This window comes from Paenibacillus sp. 2TAB26 (assembly GCF_052115145.1).
Classification (GTDB): domain Bacteria; phylum Bacillota; class Bacilli; order Paenibacillales; family Paenibacillaceae; genus Pristimantibacillus.
Map to the genome: position 1 here is coordinate 271,678 of NZ_JBFRGC010000006.1, position 14,324 is coordinate 286,001.

The 14,324-nt window shown below is 44.0% G+C and carries 11 protein-coding genes and 1 pseudogene; 5 read left to right on the forward strand and 7 right to left on the reverse strand.

Features of this window, described 5'->3' with window-relative positions:
• Positions 1 to 124: 124 nt before the first annotated feature.
• Positions 125 to 1,864 carry an ABC-F family ATP-binding cassette domain-containing protein gene (locus tag AB4Z50_RS08640; RefSeq protein ID WP_441877971.1) on the forward strand — a complete coding sequence of 580 codons (1,740 nt, stop codon included), beginning with the start codon at positions 125 to 127 and terminating at the stop codon, positions 1,862 to 1,864.
• A 247-nt stretch (positions 1,865 to 2,111) separates the two neighbouring features.
• Here the strand turns inward: AB4Z50_RS08640 and AB4Z50_RS08645 are convergent, their stop codons facing one another.
• The 3 genes and pseudogenes from AB4Z50_RS08645 to AB4Z50_RS08655 form a co-directional block, all read right to left on the reverse strand.
• Positions 2,112 to 2,486 (reverse strand): hypothetical protein, encoded by a 375-nt coding sequence (locus AB4Z50_RS08645; protein WP_441877973.1) that lies wholly within the window; start codon positions 2,484 to 2,486, stop codon positions 2,112 to 2,114.
• A gap of 323 nt (positions 2,487 to 2,809) precedes the next feature.
• Positions 2,810 to 3,160: pseudogene (locus AB4Z50_RS08650) on the reverse strand (FGGY-family carbohydrate kinase); the annotation flags it as partial.
• Positions 3,106 to 3,402 (reverse strand): hypothetical protein, encoded by a 297-nt coding sequence (locus AB4Z50_RS08655; protein ID WP_441877975.1) that lies wholly within the window; start codon positions 3,400 to 3,402, stop codon positions 3,106 to 3,108. The gene AB4Z50_RS08655 and the pseudogene AB4Z50_RS08650, both read right to left, overlap by 55 nt.
• Positions 3,403 to 3,595: 193 nt before the next feature.
• Here AB4Z50_RS08655 and AB4Z50_RS08660 point away from each other — a divergent pair, with 193 nt between their 5' ends.
• Positions 3,596 to 4,402 carry an aminoglycoside phosphotransferase family protein gene (locus tag AB4Z50_RS08660; protein WP_441877977.1) on the forward strand — a complete coding sequence of 269 codons (807 nt, stop codon included), beginning with the start codon at positions 3,596 to 3,598 and terminating at the stop codon, positions 4,400 to 4,402.
• Positions 4,403 to 4,538: 136 nt separating this feature from the next.
• Here AB4Z50_RS08660 and AB4Z50_RS08665 read toward each other — a convergent pair whose 3' ends face one another.
• Positions 4,539 to 5,141 (reverse strand): TetR/AcrR family transcriptional regulator, encoded by a 603-nt coding sequence (locus AB4Z50_RS08665; protein WP_441877979.1) that lies wholly within the window; start codon positions 5,139 to 5,141, stop codon positions 4,539 to 4,541.
• A 200-nt stretch (positions 5,142 to 5,341) separates the two neighbouring features.
• Here AB4Z50_RS08665 and AB4Z50_RS08670 point away from each other — a divergent pair, with 200 nt between their 5' ends.
• Complete coding sequence (locus tag AB4Z50_RS08670; RefSeq protein ID WP_441877981.1) at positions 5,342 to 6,079, forward strand: SDR family NAD(P)-dependent oxidoreductase; 738 nt, start codon at positions 5,342 to 5,344, stop codon at positions 6,077 to 6,079.
• A gap of 423 nt (positions 6,080 to 6,502) precedes the next feature.
• Here the strand turns inward: AB4Z50_RS08670 and AB4Z50_RS08675 are convergent, their stop codons facing one another.
• Positions 6,503 to 7,582: an NAD(P)/FAD-dependent oxidoreductase gene (locus AB4Z50_RS08675; RefSeq protein ID WP_441877983.1), complete on the reverse strand. Its 1,080-nt coding sequence runs from the start codon at positions 7,580 to 7,582 to the stop codon at positions 6,503 to 6,505.
• 355 nt (positions 7,583 to 7,937) lie between these two features.
• On the opposite strand from AB4Z50_RS08675, the gene AB4Z50_RS08680 reads away from it, so the two are divergent.
• A complete protein-coding gene (locus AB4Z50_RS08680) occupies positions 7,938 to 9,755 on the forward strand; it encodes a family 43 glycosylhydrolase (protein ID WP_441877985.1) in 1,818 nt (605 codons plus the stop codon).
• A 434-nt stretch (positions 9,756 to 10,189) separates the two neighbouring features.
• On the opposite strand, the gene AB4Z50_RS08685 is transcribed toward AB4Z50_RS08680, so the two are convergent.
• On the reverse strand, positions 10,190 to 12,466 hold the full coding sequence (locus AB4Z50_RS08685) for a preprotein translocase subunit SecA (protein ID WP_441877987.1): 2,277 nt from the start codon (positions 12,464 to 12,466) through the stop codon (positions 10,190 to 10,192).
• Positions 12,467 to 12,588: 122 nt separating this feature from the next.
• Entirely contained in the window at positions 12,589 to 12,732 is a 144-nt protein-coding gene (locus tag AB4Z50_RS08690) for a hypothetical protein (RefSeq protein WP_441877989.1), read from the reverse strand.
• A 584-nt stretch (positions 12,733 to 13,316) separates the two neighbouring features.
• Here AB4Z50_RS08690 and AB4Z50_RS08695 point away from each other — a divergent pair.
• On the forward strand, positions 13,317 to 14,156 hold the full coding sequence (locus tag AB4Z50_RS08695; RefSeq protein ID WP_441877991.1) for an aminoglycoside phosphotransferase family protein: 840 nt from the start codon (positions 13,317 to 13,319) through the stop codon (positions 14,154 to 14,156).
• Positions 14,157 to 14,324: the final 168 nt, after the last annotated feature.

Consider the following 14,324-nt stretch of genomic DNA (forward strand, 5'->3'; position numbering starts at 1 on the left):
TGGGAATACAAATCAATTGTAGTTGATTGTAAACAGTGTTACTCTAACAAAGGTAAACTCAAAATCTATGTTTTGCAATAAATCTAATAATAGTCACTATTTTAGTTATAAGAAAGGTAATACTATGATAAAAGTTGATAACTTATCCTTCTCATTTCCGCAAAAAGAACTATATAATAACATTTCATTTACGTTAGAAGAGGCACAACATTGCGCTTTTATAGGAACAAGTGGCAGTGGGAAAAGTACATTGATAGATATACTGATGGATCCAGAAAGATATATTTTCGAGGGCAAGTTAGAAATAGACCCGACTTGTAAAATTGGTCATGTAAGTCAATTCTCACAACTAGACAAAACGAAAGAAACAACAGTTTTTGAATATATAGGGGAAAAATTTATTAAGATACAAAATGAAATAACATCTATTTGTACTGAAATGGAAACATCATCGGATATTGATTCGTTATTAGAACAGTATCAATTAGCTTTAGACGCATTTGATGCAATCGGTGGGGATGATTTTGAAAGCAACATTAATAAGAAACTAAATCAAGCAAACCTCATGAAGCTAAAAGATATTAGGGTATCTGACCTGAGTGGTGGAGAATTCAAACTTATTCAAGTGATGAAGGAAATGCTTAATAGTCCAGACTTAATGATTATGGACGAACCAGATGTATTTTTAGACTTTGAAAACCTAAATGCGCTTAAAAATCTTATTAATTCTCACAAGGGAATACTGCTAGTTGTTACGCACAACCGATATCTATTGAATCATTGTTTCAACAAAATTATACACCTTGAAAACACGGAAATCCAAGAGTTTGATGGGCGATATATTGATTATAACTTCTCATTACTTCAGACTAAAGTTGAGTTGCAAGAACTCGCAATCGCTGATGATGAAGAAATTAAGAGAAACGATAAAACAATCGTTAATCTTAGAGTTATCGCAACGTATAATTCACATGCATCTAGAGGGAAAGCGTTAAAAGCTAGAGTTAGGTTTCAAGAAAGATTGGAAACGCGTAGAATTAAAATGCCATTTGTTGATATTAAGCAACCGAATATTAGTTTTGGTATTGATAATGAAATGGAAGACACCATTGTTGTAAATGTTAATAATTATAGTGTTGCCTTTGATGAGTTGCTTTTAGACAATGTTAACTTTGAGATAAAATCGACAGATAAAGTAGCCATTATTGGTGCGAACGGTACCGGGAAAACGACTTTACTCCGAGATATCTTTAAAAATAATCATGAATCAATTGAAATAAATGCTGATGTTAAAGTGGCTTATTTAAGTCAGATTCAAGGCGAAATGCTAAAGGATTCTAATACCATACTAGAAGAATTCATCGATGCTGGGTTTAAAACGTATGATGAGGTTAGATCGTATCTTTCAAACTATGGTTTTGAAGGAGAAATCGTTAATCAAAAGATAGAAGCTTTATCTGGTGGAGAAAAAAACTTGCTTCAATTAGCTAAAGTTTCAGCCAGTAAAGCAAACGTATTGCTTCTTGATGAACCGACAAGCCATTTAGACACCTATACACAAATCGCACTGGAGAAAGCCATTGAAGACTATAAAGGCGCGATTCTCATGATTTCTCACGATTTCTATACTGTTGTAAATGGTATGGATTATGTTTTAATCATTGACGATATGTCGATTAGAAAAATGAGTATGCCAGAATTTAGACAGATGATTTATGCTAGTCATTTTGATAAAGGCTATCTAGAAGCTGAACAAAATAAAAAATCAGTTGAAATGAAAATAGAATTGGCTTTAAAAGATACTAATTTTGAACTTGCAAAAGTATTGGTTGATGAGCTAGAAGAGCTGATTAAGTTGCTTTAAATTACAACCCTCTGATTGAAATGATTACAAGAATATGGCTAAAGTGAATGAGTCCGAATTCAACGATGAAACATGATCTTGATGGAAAAATATCAATTCGGGATTGCATGGGTTTCGAACATGGTAATTGTCATGTAGGAATGACAGGGGAGCAGAGATGTGAGGGAAGGGAAAAGACTGGCCCCGAACGAATAAGGGCCAGTCTGCGAGAAATCGCGATTGCGGGGGGATTACATCCCTTACGTAATTATAGAAAATTAACCTTGACGATATCCCTGCCGATGAGAGTCCCCCAACGGTCATAAACCGATGCATCAATATTGTAAGTTCCGCCTGCCAGCATGAGCTTTGTACTATTTGTTAACGTATGATGAATGTCGTATCCGCTGGTCGGCACGTTGAGCAAACCCGAATAGTAGGTCCTTGATCCGTTGTTTATCTCCTGTATTCGGAACTCGTACTGGTAACCTCCAGTCGGCTTCGTAATACCGATATAATCCGGAACCGCGCCGTAGCTATTCGGATACGGGTTAAATACATAGACCCCATTGGCCGCACTCGCTTGGGAAGCGATCCCGAGCAGCAAACCGATGACCATAACAAGTGAAAATAACTTCTTCATTATTCATTCCTCCTATTAAGGTTCGTCTTACCCGTTCCGGCCGAAATGGGTATGTACCTTTGCAGAGAGCTCTCGCAATGAATATATCATCAATTAACAGAAGTAACTATATTTAGAATTTTGAATTGTATGTCTATTTCTATCGGATTTTTTTCTATTAAAAGGAGGTTGCCCATCGTGGGCAACCTCTTATATATGCTTGGCTATACGGCGATTCGCCGTTCAGGTACCCAATGAGTGCATAGGTTGAAGAATCCATGCTAAACCTGCAGATCGGCGCATAATACGCAATACGTGTGAAATCGGTACACGCTTCTCATTTCTCATTTTTTCCAATTTTCCACCAAATGATTTATCGCTGCCTGCTCAATTGCCAGCCCTTCCGTGTAACGCTCCATAAACAAGGCAAAGCCATTCACATCTGCGCTGTCAGGATAAACCTCTTGTCCTTCTGCATGATGGAACACTTTATTGGCAAGGAAATCAGCCAAGCACTCGTGCTGCTCCTTATTAACCATATAGGATGCCAAAATTGCCATCCCCCATGGGCCGCCCTCACCAGCCGTAGACATAACCGAAACAGGAACATTCAGTGCTGCGGCACATATTTTTTGACCGACTAGCGGCGTTTTGAACAATCCGCCATGCGCCAAAATATGATTTTTTGCAGTGTTACGTCATAAGTATTCTCAACCTCTTGCTGTAATTGGTGATAGGTTTCTTGCAACCCATTAATCATTTCATTGAGATGGTAGGTCCAATAACCGTCAATCAATTGATTTTCCCATTCATAGCTGCTGGAAGCAATTGTTTCAAAATTGTAATCAATCAGTACAGCCTTAATTCGTGTGGCTCCAAATTCGATGCCAAGCGAGGTTTCTCCCCTGACTGGTTTGTTCCACTTTTGCTCGTTCATACTCCTTTTAAACGCAAACTATCTTATTTCGTAGTGACCACCATGGAGCAACCATCCTTACCACAACTCACGTTCACGAAAAGGGTTCAGGGTTTTAAGTCACGAATATGATATATGTTCCAAAAATTTCTATAGCTGGTTTGGTGAACTAGGATTAGAGAGAAATATCATAGAAATAAGTAGGTGAGGCATAGTGACTCAGGAAGAAGTGTTAAAAGGCGGAAATGTTAATCACATTGTCCGTAGGGAAAATACTGTTCTCCGTCCCACAGGTTATTGGAGCCCGTGTGTTCATGAGCTTCTTAAACATCTAGAGAAGCAAGGCTTTGAGGGAGCACCAAGTTTTCTCGGAATCGACGATTCTGATCGTGAAATACTAACATTCATTTCAGGGGAAGTTCCAGGGAATGAGTACCCTGAACTTGAGCCTTACATGTGGTCGGATGAAACGCTTGTAGGTTTAGCACGTCTTTTACGCCAGTTTCATGATGCGACTGCAGGATCAACTCTCATGATGAAGAGCAAATGGCAGCTTAGTTATGTCAACGAACGTGAGCACGAAGTGATATGCCATAATGATGCTGCATTGTACAATGTGGTCTTTCAAAAGGGGATTCCTGTGGGACTCATTGATTTTGATATGGCTGGTCCAGGTCCACGTATGTGGGACATTGCTTATTCACTCTATACATCGGTTCCACTTGCGAGCTTCGAGCCGGACCATTCTTCGGGAAAAACGGTGAAGTACCAATCGGATATACACGCTACGGAGCGCCGTAAACGAATTCATTTGTTTTTTGAATCGTATGGAACTCCCGTCCCCAATGAACTGTGTCAGTGGATTATTCAACGATTGACTACAATGTGCGATACGTTGAGAAATGGCGCTGCCGAAGGAAATCTTGCCTTTAAAAAAATGGTTGATGAGGGACACTTGGCTCACTATGAGAGCGAGATTCGATTTGTAGCAGATCATTTCAATGATTGGATAAAGAACTAAATATTACGCTAACAGATCACGATAAAACATATCGAGATCAAAGAAAGGGCCATCCCGCAAAAGGATGGCCTTAAAACTTGCCGTTACAGATAGTGCAGTGAACCGTATCAAAGGCACCTAGTCGGGTGGCTTTTTATTATTTTCCTACATACTTAACCGAATAAATATGCGTTTTCGTTAAATCAATCACTTCCTGGATAAAACCCTCCCGAGATTCCTTGAAATCAGTCTTGATCCAATTCAGAATGAGTCCGTAAAAGCCATAGGCTGTATAACGCTTAAAATAATCCATGTTGACGGGGATGCTATTAATCGTTTCAAAAATAAATTGTTCCTTATAGATCTTTAGAATGGTTTGAGGGAATCCCGTGTGCAATCCTGGTAAAGTATCATCGTATTTTATCAACTCAAAAAAATCCCGGTGTTGATAAATGTAGGAAACGATATTAAAGGACGGTGCGTTGAGTCTTTCCGTGTATACTTTGTGTCCAGGAACATATGGTTTTCCTACGGAATCTTCCAACCCCTGAAACATAGAAGTAAGTAAATCTTCAGCTAATTTAATTTTATCTTGGTAATGTACATAGAAAGTACTACGGTTATAGGAGGCTGTATCTACAATGTCCTTTACAGAAACGAGATGGTAACCCTTCTCTTTTATTAGTTTTATAAAGGCTGATTTTAGATGTTCTTCTGTTCGATTTCTTCGCTCAGATGTCACGTTTTGTTCATCACTCATGAAAATATCTCCTCGCAAAAAGACGATTTTGATGTAAGTGTCTACTAGTTAGACATATATTAATACTTTAATGATTGTTAAATGTGAACAAAAAAGTACAATTAAGATGCGAACAAAATAGTACAAATATTTATTAATGAATGTTAATTAATAAAAACGCAAATAGTACTATTAAAAATATTGTACTGGAGGATTCATCGATGGGCAAACTACAAAACAAGGTAGCTGTGATTACTGGGGGAGCATCCGGAATCGGTGCAGCTACAGCACGTTTATTCGTTTTAGAAGGAGCCAAAGTGGTTCTTGTTGATTTAAATGAAGAAAAAGGAAAGGCGTTCGAGAACGAGTTAAAGGCGCTTAATGCTGAAGCACTATTTGTTAAAGCAAATATTACAAGTGAAGAAGAAGTCGCCAATATCTTCAAACAAACCGTTGAAGCCTTCGGCAAAGTGGATGTTGTATTCAACAATGCAGGGATTGGGCGCGTTCATCCTTCGCATGATTTGGAGTACTCCGAGTGGCGCAACACAGTAAATGTCGACTTGGATGGCGTCTTCCTGGTAGCACGTGAAGCCATCCGCGAAATGTTAAAAATGGGCGGAGGTACGATAGTAAATACGGCGTCTATGTACGGCTGGGTTGGTTCGCCCGGCTCGGCAGCCTATAATGCGGCAAAAGGCGGCGTGATTAATTTGACTCGCTCTCTTGCTCTTGAATATGCAGAACAAAATATCCGCATTAACTCATTATGCCCAGGTTTCATTGACACACCCATTATTCCCGAAGAAAGTAAACAAGTATTAGCCGGACTCACTCCGATGAAGCGCCTCGGTAAAGCGGAAGAAATGGCAAAAGCCGTACTTTTCATGGCATGCGATGACTCATCATTTATGACTGGAAATAGCTTAACCGTTGATGGTGGATATACAGCTCAATAATAGCTCTAAACATGCAGTGATTAGCATGACCAAAGTGGCAAGCTCCAAAATGGGAAAATTAGTAGAAAGAGTAGCCATTATTACATGAGCGGTTCAAGGCACGGGCGCTATGCATGCGCATGAATTTGTCGAAGAGGATGCAAAGGTTGTCGTCTTAGACATCAAAATCAGGCCGGCCAACAGCTGGCAGATGAGCTAGGCAGATAGATTTCTTACAGTGAGAATTCTATTGCGACTGGGGAAGAGTAGAAGGCTTAAGCAGATATACAGAATTTGGAGTACATCGCTCATGTGGCGATGTACTCTTTTGCGTTGTGCTCAGGAGTATCAAAATTCAACGTGAAGTCAACGAATGGGGTGAATGATTACAAAACGGTATTGTTGAATTTGGAAAGCTCTGTATACTACGTTCTGGCCCTCACCTCACGCGCGAGAAGCAACGGGAATATCCCTCGAGTGGTCCGAAAATCGGGAGAGTCGACAAGGGTCTAATTCACTCCTTGATTCCTTATCGATTATTTCACTTGCGGCCAGATGCGCAATCAACGGCGCCAGTGTAATCGCAGAATGCATCACCGTCAGATAAAGTCCCATTATGTGATCGTGGAAGCCCACGATCGGATAGCCGTCTTCAGGCATGGGTCTCATCCCGACCTTTATGCTTTCCAGTTCCAGTTGATTTCCGTCCTTCAGACTGCGACGCAGCGTGTCGAACGCTCGCTTACCGACCGCCTCGGGTCCGTTTTCCTCCGACTCGTCGATATAATCTTCCGCAGCCAACAGTATATGATCTGTCAGTTGACGCGCTTCAAATTGCGCATTTGAGATTAATGTGCGTATCAGTTTATTCGTAGTTTTCATCTGAATTAGAATGGAAGGCGACGACGTTACCGGCACGTGACAACCTAAGGGGTCGCAAAGTTCGGGTATGCCTGTACCTGCGGCCATTACCACGACATCCGACTTCAAAAAACCATTGGACGTATGGATGCCGACTAAGCGGGAATCTTCTTGATGCAGCTGTGTAACGTTGGTTCCGAACTGAATCTTTGCTCCGTACTCCCGCGCTTTGCTGAGTAGCAGCTTCGTTACCCCTATAGGGTCCAACGCACCTTCTTCGCTGACAAAGATCGCTTCATCCGGATATTCTTTCAGATTTGGCTCCAATGCCTCAAGCTGCTCTCGGTTTAATTTTTGAAAGTGGAGTTGCTCCCTTAGGGGTGGAGTTCCCCAAGTCAGCGCTCCATTCCAATGAATGTTCAGTTCGGGCACCTCTTGCTGAAGCGTATGATATTCTTCTAAAGCTGCATCGTACAAATGCCAGTATTCGGGAGCCACCCTATGCGTCGTATGTATCCAGGCAAAAGATTTTTCAGTGACTTCGCCCGCCGCGGCGGGGTGTCGTTCTATTACGGTTACATCTTGATTTCTTTTAGCCAGATGATAAGCCATGGACGCCCCGACAATTCCTGCGCCAATAATCACGATTTTTTGTTTATTCAATTATGACTCCCCCTCTATCACCCTAGTGTAACATAGGCGTCATGATAATCAGACGTTATTACATATTCAGGAAGCTGGGGTGATTGGAGTTCTGTAGAGGGGAATCTGTTTGTTTGGGGGATACAGCACTCATCGATTTTCATGAAAACGGTTCCAAAAGGCTAAGAATGACTGGAAAAGTTTAAAAATGTCTCACTACATACTAGGTTACTCATACGGTAAGCTAGTAGTAGTCCTTATATTTACAGTTCTTCCATTATGAATACTTAGGGGTGATGTTGGAATCCTCTTCGCTGTCTGGTTGCCAAGCAAGCTAATGGTATAAGCCGAACCTAAGAAATGGGAGGTAACAATTATGCGTAAAAGGTTTATAAGTTTGTTCTTGTCAGTAACGATGCTGCTGTTCGTCCTTATTGGATTCAATTCCTCTACATCAGCCGCGGATCCAATCATCAGTTCTGGAAATCCCATTTTTACTAGTATTTTCACCGCCGATCCTTCTGCTCGAGTGTGGAATGACGGACGTATTTACGTGTACGCGTCACACGATATCTTTCCTTCCAGAGGAAGCGATTTGATGGATAAATATCACGTCTTCTCGTCGGACAATATGGTCGACTGGGTGGACGAAGGAGAGATCCTGAGCGCGGACGATGTGCCGTGGGGACGGCCGGAAGGGGGCTTTATGTGGGCTCCGGATGCCGCATACAAGAACGGAACCTACTACTTCTATTTTCCGCATCCTAGCGACACGAATTGGAATAGCTCTTGGAAGATTGGCGTGGCAACAAGCGACAAGCCTGCCGAGGACTTCGAGGTTCAAGGGTATATACAGGGGCTTCCTGGCAGCAATTTGATTGATCCTAACGTATTCCGCGACGACAACGGAACTTATTACCTGTATGCCGGGGGAGGAGGTACCAGCTACGGGATGAAGCTTGGTGGCGACATGGTGTCGATAGATGGTCCCGTCAAGCAGTTCACCGAGCTGGAGGATTTCCACGAGGCTACTTGGGTGTTTAAGCGGGGAAGCGTTTATTATTTAATGTACTCCGATAATAATCCTGGCGCGAACCGGATGCGGTATGCAACCAGCAGCAATCCTCTTGGACCATGGACCAACCGCGGCGTCATACTGGATCCGGTATTCGGCAGTGAAACTTCGCATGGGTCCGTTGTGGAATACAAGGGGAACTGGTATATGTTTTATCATAATGCGAAAATTTCCTCGAACGGTACGCTTCGTTCCGTCGCCGTGGATCGGTTGTATTTCAATTCCGACGGGACAATCCAAAAGGTCATACAGACGTCCGAAGGTGTACCAGCTGTTGGACCGCGCTCCACCGCTACCGAGGTCAAGTACTACGATTTGATTAACGAAAGCTTTGACGCATATACACAGAAAACGGAGTATGCCATGAATATGAGCAACGTATCCATAGGAGGAGGGGCGACCCGATCCGGTGCAAATGTTGAAAATATGCATACTCAAGGCTCCTACATTCAGTTGAATGGAATCAATGGCGGCGCAGGCGGAAAGGCGCTTCTAACCGTACTCTATTCTTCCGGGGACAGCGGGTCAGCCTTTAAGGTAGATGCGAGCGGCGACACGGCCGGAGACGGTTATTTTCTTTCTCTGCCTGGCACGGGAGGGTGGGGCAATTACACCGGCCGAACGAACCGTCTAATTGATTTGAATTCGGGCACGAACAATCAGATCCGGCTAAGCGGCGGTATGGGAGGAGTTAACGTATCGCGCGTCATCGTATCCTTGATCCCGCAAACGACGCAGGAAGCGGAATATCCAATGAGCGGAACTAACGTGTCCGTAGGGGGAGGGGCGACGAAGTCGGGTGGAAGCATTGAAAATATGCATATCCCGGGCTCCTACTTCGAGCTGACTGGGGTTGGCGGTGGTATGGGCGGCCAGAAGCTTTTGACCGTGGTTTATGCTTCAGCGGACGCTCAAACAACCTTTAAAGTGAACGCCAGCGGCGACCCGTCGGGGAACGGCTATTCGCTTACTTTGCCTGGCACGGGAGGCTGGAGTGCCTACACCGGTCGGGCCAGCCGCATCATCGATTTGAATACAGGCAACAGCAACGTTATTCGGGTGAGCGGCGGCATGGGCGGAGCTAACGTGAGCCGAGTCATCGTCTCGTCGATTCCGTAAACAGGAGTCCGTTAAAATAACAAAATAATTGCTTAATCAATAAGCAGGATGGGGGCTGTGACAGGTTACTGGTTGGTGACCGGTTGCGGCCCTCTTTGGGCTTTCCTTTCAACAGGTTGCAAACAAAGCGAGAAGTGAGTAGTCGCAGAAGGTTCGGAGTCAGTCAAAGTTTAGCAGTCGGGTCAGGTGGTTGTTGAACGCTTGTCGCTTTTGCTTCCGTCCATTCACGAACAGGCGCAAGCTTTCATGCGGAGCAATAGTTCGACCACCATTGACGCCAAAGCGATGGCGTCGATGATCGGTCTACTATTCTGATTTATTATTAAGAAAACCAAGCAGGCAAGGTGGCAAATAAATAGCTTCAATAAAATTAAGCAAGTGTTGTAATCACGAGTGGGCGGAAATGAAATTATCCTTAAATAAGCTACGCTATATTAAATTTTTGACCACCCGAATACCGGCTGCAAAATCTTGCGAATATAATAAGCCATTATCGTCATTGGGGTCCAAGAGCTGCGCTTGTTCTGGATGTATTGATCGTTGATAATATAAGTCCGAGTGGAAGTAGGGCTCTTCAGACCAAACATTTCCCACTTCGCCGGATCATTCGAACCTTCGAGTCTTACAAGCATATTCTCCGACTCACTATTTATTTTAGCCGGAATTTGCTCGTAGGCTTGGGCGATTTGCACATGAAATTCGTCGATCGGATTGCGGCTAGCAAGGCTCTCCAAGTGGATGCCTTCGCGAATGTAAGAAACGTATGCCAGATGGTCAGCCCAGAACTCGTCGATATAAAAAAGTCGTACCCGCTGCTCCGAAGGGCTCATCGGCTTCTCGCCTTTCAAAATTTCGAGCCTCTCCTCGTATAGAATCCGCCTCTGATCCTCCACCATATCCGAATAACAGTTCAGTTCCTGGCGGATATGAAAGTTTTGCCCCATAGCAACGCGCTGAATATGCGCGATTTTGCTGCGGAGCCCCGGCTTTTCGAGAGCCTCATCCTGCCTCAGATTGCGAAACGCTTTATCGATGCCGAACTGAAGCAGCAACTCGTCCTCCAAGCTTACGAAAATTACGGAAGCTCCCGGGTCGCCTTGGCGGCCAGAACGCCCGCGCAGTTGGTCGTCGATCCGCACGCTTTCGTTCACATGTGTGCCAATCACGTACAACCCACCTAGCTTGGCGACAGCTTCTGCTTGCATGGGGTTGCCTCCGCCGAGCCGAATGTCGACGCCCCGCCCTGCCATATTCGTAGACACCGTCACGGCCCCGATTTCTCCTGCTTTGGCTATGATCTCGGCTTCTTTGGCGTCGTTTTTCGCATTCAGAACATGGCAAGGTACACCGGCAACCGCTAGCGCCTCCGCCAGCATGTCAGACTCCTCGACGCTTGATGTACCAATGAGAATCGGACGACTCGTCGCATGGACGGATATGATTTCTTTTACAAGTGCCTTGAGTTTGGCTTCTTTATGAGTATAAATCCGGTAGGGATGGTCGATCCGTATGTTTGGCCGGTTCGGCATTATTTGTACGACCTGCAGCGCATAAATATCTTCGAATTCCATTGCGGAGGCGTAAGCGGTAGCCGTCATTCCGCAAATCTTCGGATATAGGCTAAGGAAGTGTTGAAGGGTGATCGTCCCGAGAATTTCCCCGCCGGATATCGACTGCAGCCCTTCTTTGGCCGCAAGTGCAGCTTGCAGCCCGTCCGGCAAATGCCTGTTCTCCGCCACGCGGCCGGTATATTCGTCGATCAGCTCAATTTTACCATTCCGAACGATATAATCGACGTCTTTTTTCAATAACAATTCAACATGCAGCGCGCAATTTAATGACGTTAACAAATGACTATTATGGCTATCGTACAAATTGCCGCATCCGAGCAGCGATTCCACTTTCGCAGAGCCTGCTTCATTTAAATATACGTTCCGTTCGAACTCGTCGAAGTCGAAATGCTCTACTTGCTCGAGGTGCCGAGCCACTTCTGCGAAACGAATGCCGTCGTTGCTGGAAGAGCCCGACTCGCCGGCGATGACTAGCGGCACCCGCGCTTCGTCAAGAAGCAGTGAATCCGCTTCGTCGACGATGACGTAGTGGAAAGGACGATGTACGGTCTCGGCTTCGCCCAGTGCGATCGTGTCTCGCAAATAATCGAATCCAGCCTCCTTGGCTGTAACATAGGTTATATCTGCGGCGTACGCTTCACGTTTCTCGGAAAGGTCCATTCCCGCTTGAACCGAGCTTATAGTTAACCCTAGGAAACGATAGATTGGGCCCATCCACTCCGCATCTCGATTTGCCAAATAATCGTTAAAAGTCAGCACATGAACGCCTTCGCCTGTCAGCGCATTTAGATAAGCAGGCATAACAGCAGAGAGTGTTTTTCCTTCACCGGTATGCTGCTCGATCAAAAATCTCTCGTGAAGAGCGATGGCAGCGATGATCTGAACATCGTAAGGCTGTAATCCGAGTGTTCTTTTCGCTGTCTCACAGACTAACGCATAAGCATCGATAAGCAGTTCATCCAAAGGCGTACCCGATTTTGCTTTCTCTCTTAGCCGGAGGGATTCCGCTTGAAGCTGCCCATCGTCCCATGCTTCCAAATTCCGTTTCCTAATGAGCTCCACTTTGTCCTGATAGACTTGCAGTTTATGCTGGGTATCGCGGTCTTTGAATTTTTGCATCAGCTTGGCGGCTATATTCATAGGAATTTGATCTCCCCTCGGTAGAAATTCGATTAGTTTTGGATAATATTTGTGCTGATCTGTCACCTAATAGGTTTAAATCCATTTCATATAAGCAAAACCATATACTGCACTTACCGTCATCACCGTACTCTATAAAGCAAAGCTGACCGCCATCCAGCAGAGGATGAGTCTGGATAAGCTTTGAGCGTGACCCATTGCTGCCACTCAGACCAGACACTTCGAGAAGCAATATAATCGAAATAAATGGCTAATGCATAATCCATGACAACAGCTTACTTCTCCTCCTCCTTTAAATAAAACACTTCCTAAACGGGAACCTTGTAAGTTACGGCAAATTTGAGAGCGAACGTAATCGAAGGGGAGTAGTCTCCTTTCTCGATAACCCTTCTGTCTGGCGAGTCGCTCCAATGACATTTGTTAAGTCTTGCTGCAACCGTCTGAAGCGCGCCCTCAGTCCACGATCGTTGTTAACAAGCATACGAGGGACCGTCTCTAGTTATTGGTTAGAAAATATTGTAATTTGTCCATTGCAAAATGTAAATAATATATTGCATTCCAGTGGCGGAGAGTATCTGAAAATACTTTGATTAAGCTTCGTGTTGAGTACGAATATAGTACATATTTTATCCTCCTAAATTTGTTCGCTTTCAACTAGCTGCAAAACTCTATGGCATTTTGGTAGGCAGATTCCCTTTTTAAGTAGTCAATATGCTCAGCAATGAATGGAATACTATCGTCTCTATTTTTATATTTTCAGGTTAATGGAAGCGTGGTATTATAACGAATAATAGGTTTAGTTTCAATTATTTTACAAAATTAGATTAGATAAAGGGGGCAACGATTTATTATGCTAGGCAAATGCATAGGCATTGGCTCCAGTTGTGAGGTGCATGAGTGGGGCGAAGAGGGAAAAGTAGTAAAGTTGTTTCATGCTGGCACGCCATTGGAAGCTGTTCAACTCGAATATCGGAACAGTTCTGCTGCTTGGTCCAGCGGACTACCGGCAGCGCGCCCGTTCGAGCAAATCGTGTGGGATAACCGCCTTGGTATCGTCTTCGAGAAAGTAGTCGGATCGACATTCGTGAATCGTTTTTTTGAACAACTGCATGCTTTTCATGAAATTGATTTTGACGATGTAGACAGCGATTTAAGGAAATTTGCTCGCGTCCTGTATAACATTCATAATGGAGACATCAGCGGGATTGTTACTGAGCAAAAGGAGCATTTGAAGGTAATCATCGGTAGACCCTCCTTGCTGACGGAAGACGAAATAACTGCCCTCCATGCTTATGTGGATCAGTTGCCTAATAAACGAATGCTATGCCACGGCGACACGAACGTCAATAATCTCATTTTGCGAGAAGGTATACCAGTTATGATCGATTGGATGCATACCGTAATCGGCAACCCGGCGGCGGATATCGCGGAAGTATGCGTGACGATCCTGTATGCTGTGTTGCCCCCAGAAACGCCGCCTGACGTTAACGCATTCTTTGAATCCTCGCGGGAGACTGCATACCGTATATTCGTCGATGAATATTGCAAGCTGTCTGGCGTGACAGAAGATGAAATATTCCCTTGGTACGTTCCAGTCGCCGCTCGTCAGCTCGCATCGGGTGCCTTATCAGACGTACAAGCGGAAAAGCTTGTTGCTTTGATTAGGGATAAGCTCAGTATCGTGCTTTAGCGAAGAGGGCTGTAATAGGTTAAGGACAAGTTTACGATTGGATGTCATTTTCAGAGCATGACTGCAAGCTAGAGTGTTATTATTCTACCGGCTGACAATACACGTATATAAAATATTACAGAAAATTATGGTAATATAGTTCTGATAGATTACCATTTTAATTTATGG

Coding starts and splice junctions, on each gene's coding strand:
- AB4Z50_RS08680 (WP_441877985.1), top strand. CDS start 7,938: ATGCGTAAAAGGTTTATAAGTTTGTTCTTGTCAGTAACGATGCTGCTG.
- AB4Z50_RS08655 (WP_441877975.1), bottom strand. CDS start 3,402: ATGAACGAGCAAAAGTGGAACAAACCAGTCAGGGGAGAAACCTCGCTT.
- AB4Z50_RS08670 (WP_441877981.1), top strand. CDS start 5,342: ATGGGCAAACTACAAAACAAGGTAGCTGTGATTACTGGGGGAGCATCC.
- AB4Z50_RS08685 (WP_441877987.1), bottom strand. CDS start 12,466: ATGAATATAGCCGCCAAGCTGATGCAAAAATTCAAAGACCGCGATACC.
- AB4Z50_RS08640 (WP_441877971.1), top strand. CDS start 125: ATGATAAAAGTTGATAACTTATCCTTCTCATTTCCGCAAAAAGAACTA.
- AB4Z50_RS08690 (WP_441877989.1), bottom strand. CDS start 12,732: ATGGATTATGCATTAGCCATTTATTTCGATTATATTGCTTCTCGAAGT.
- AB4Z50_RS08665 (WP_441877979.1), bottom strand. CDS start 5,141: ATGAGTGATGAACAAAACGTGACATCTGAGCGAAGAAATCGAACAGAA.
- AB4Z50_RS08695 (WP_441877991.1), top strand. CDS start 13,317: ATGCTAGGCAAATGCATAGGCATTGGCTCCAGTTGTGAGGTGCATGAG.
- AB4Z50_RS08645 (WP_441877973.1), bottom strand. CDS start 2,486: ATGAAGAAGTTATTTTCACTTGTTATGGTCATCGGTTTGCTGCTCGGG.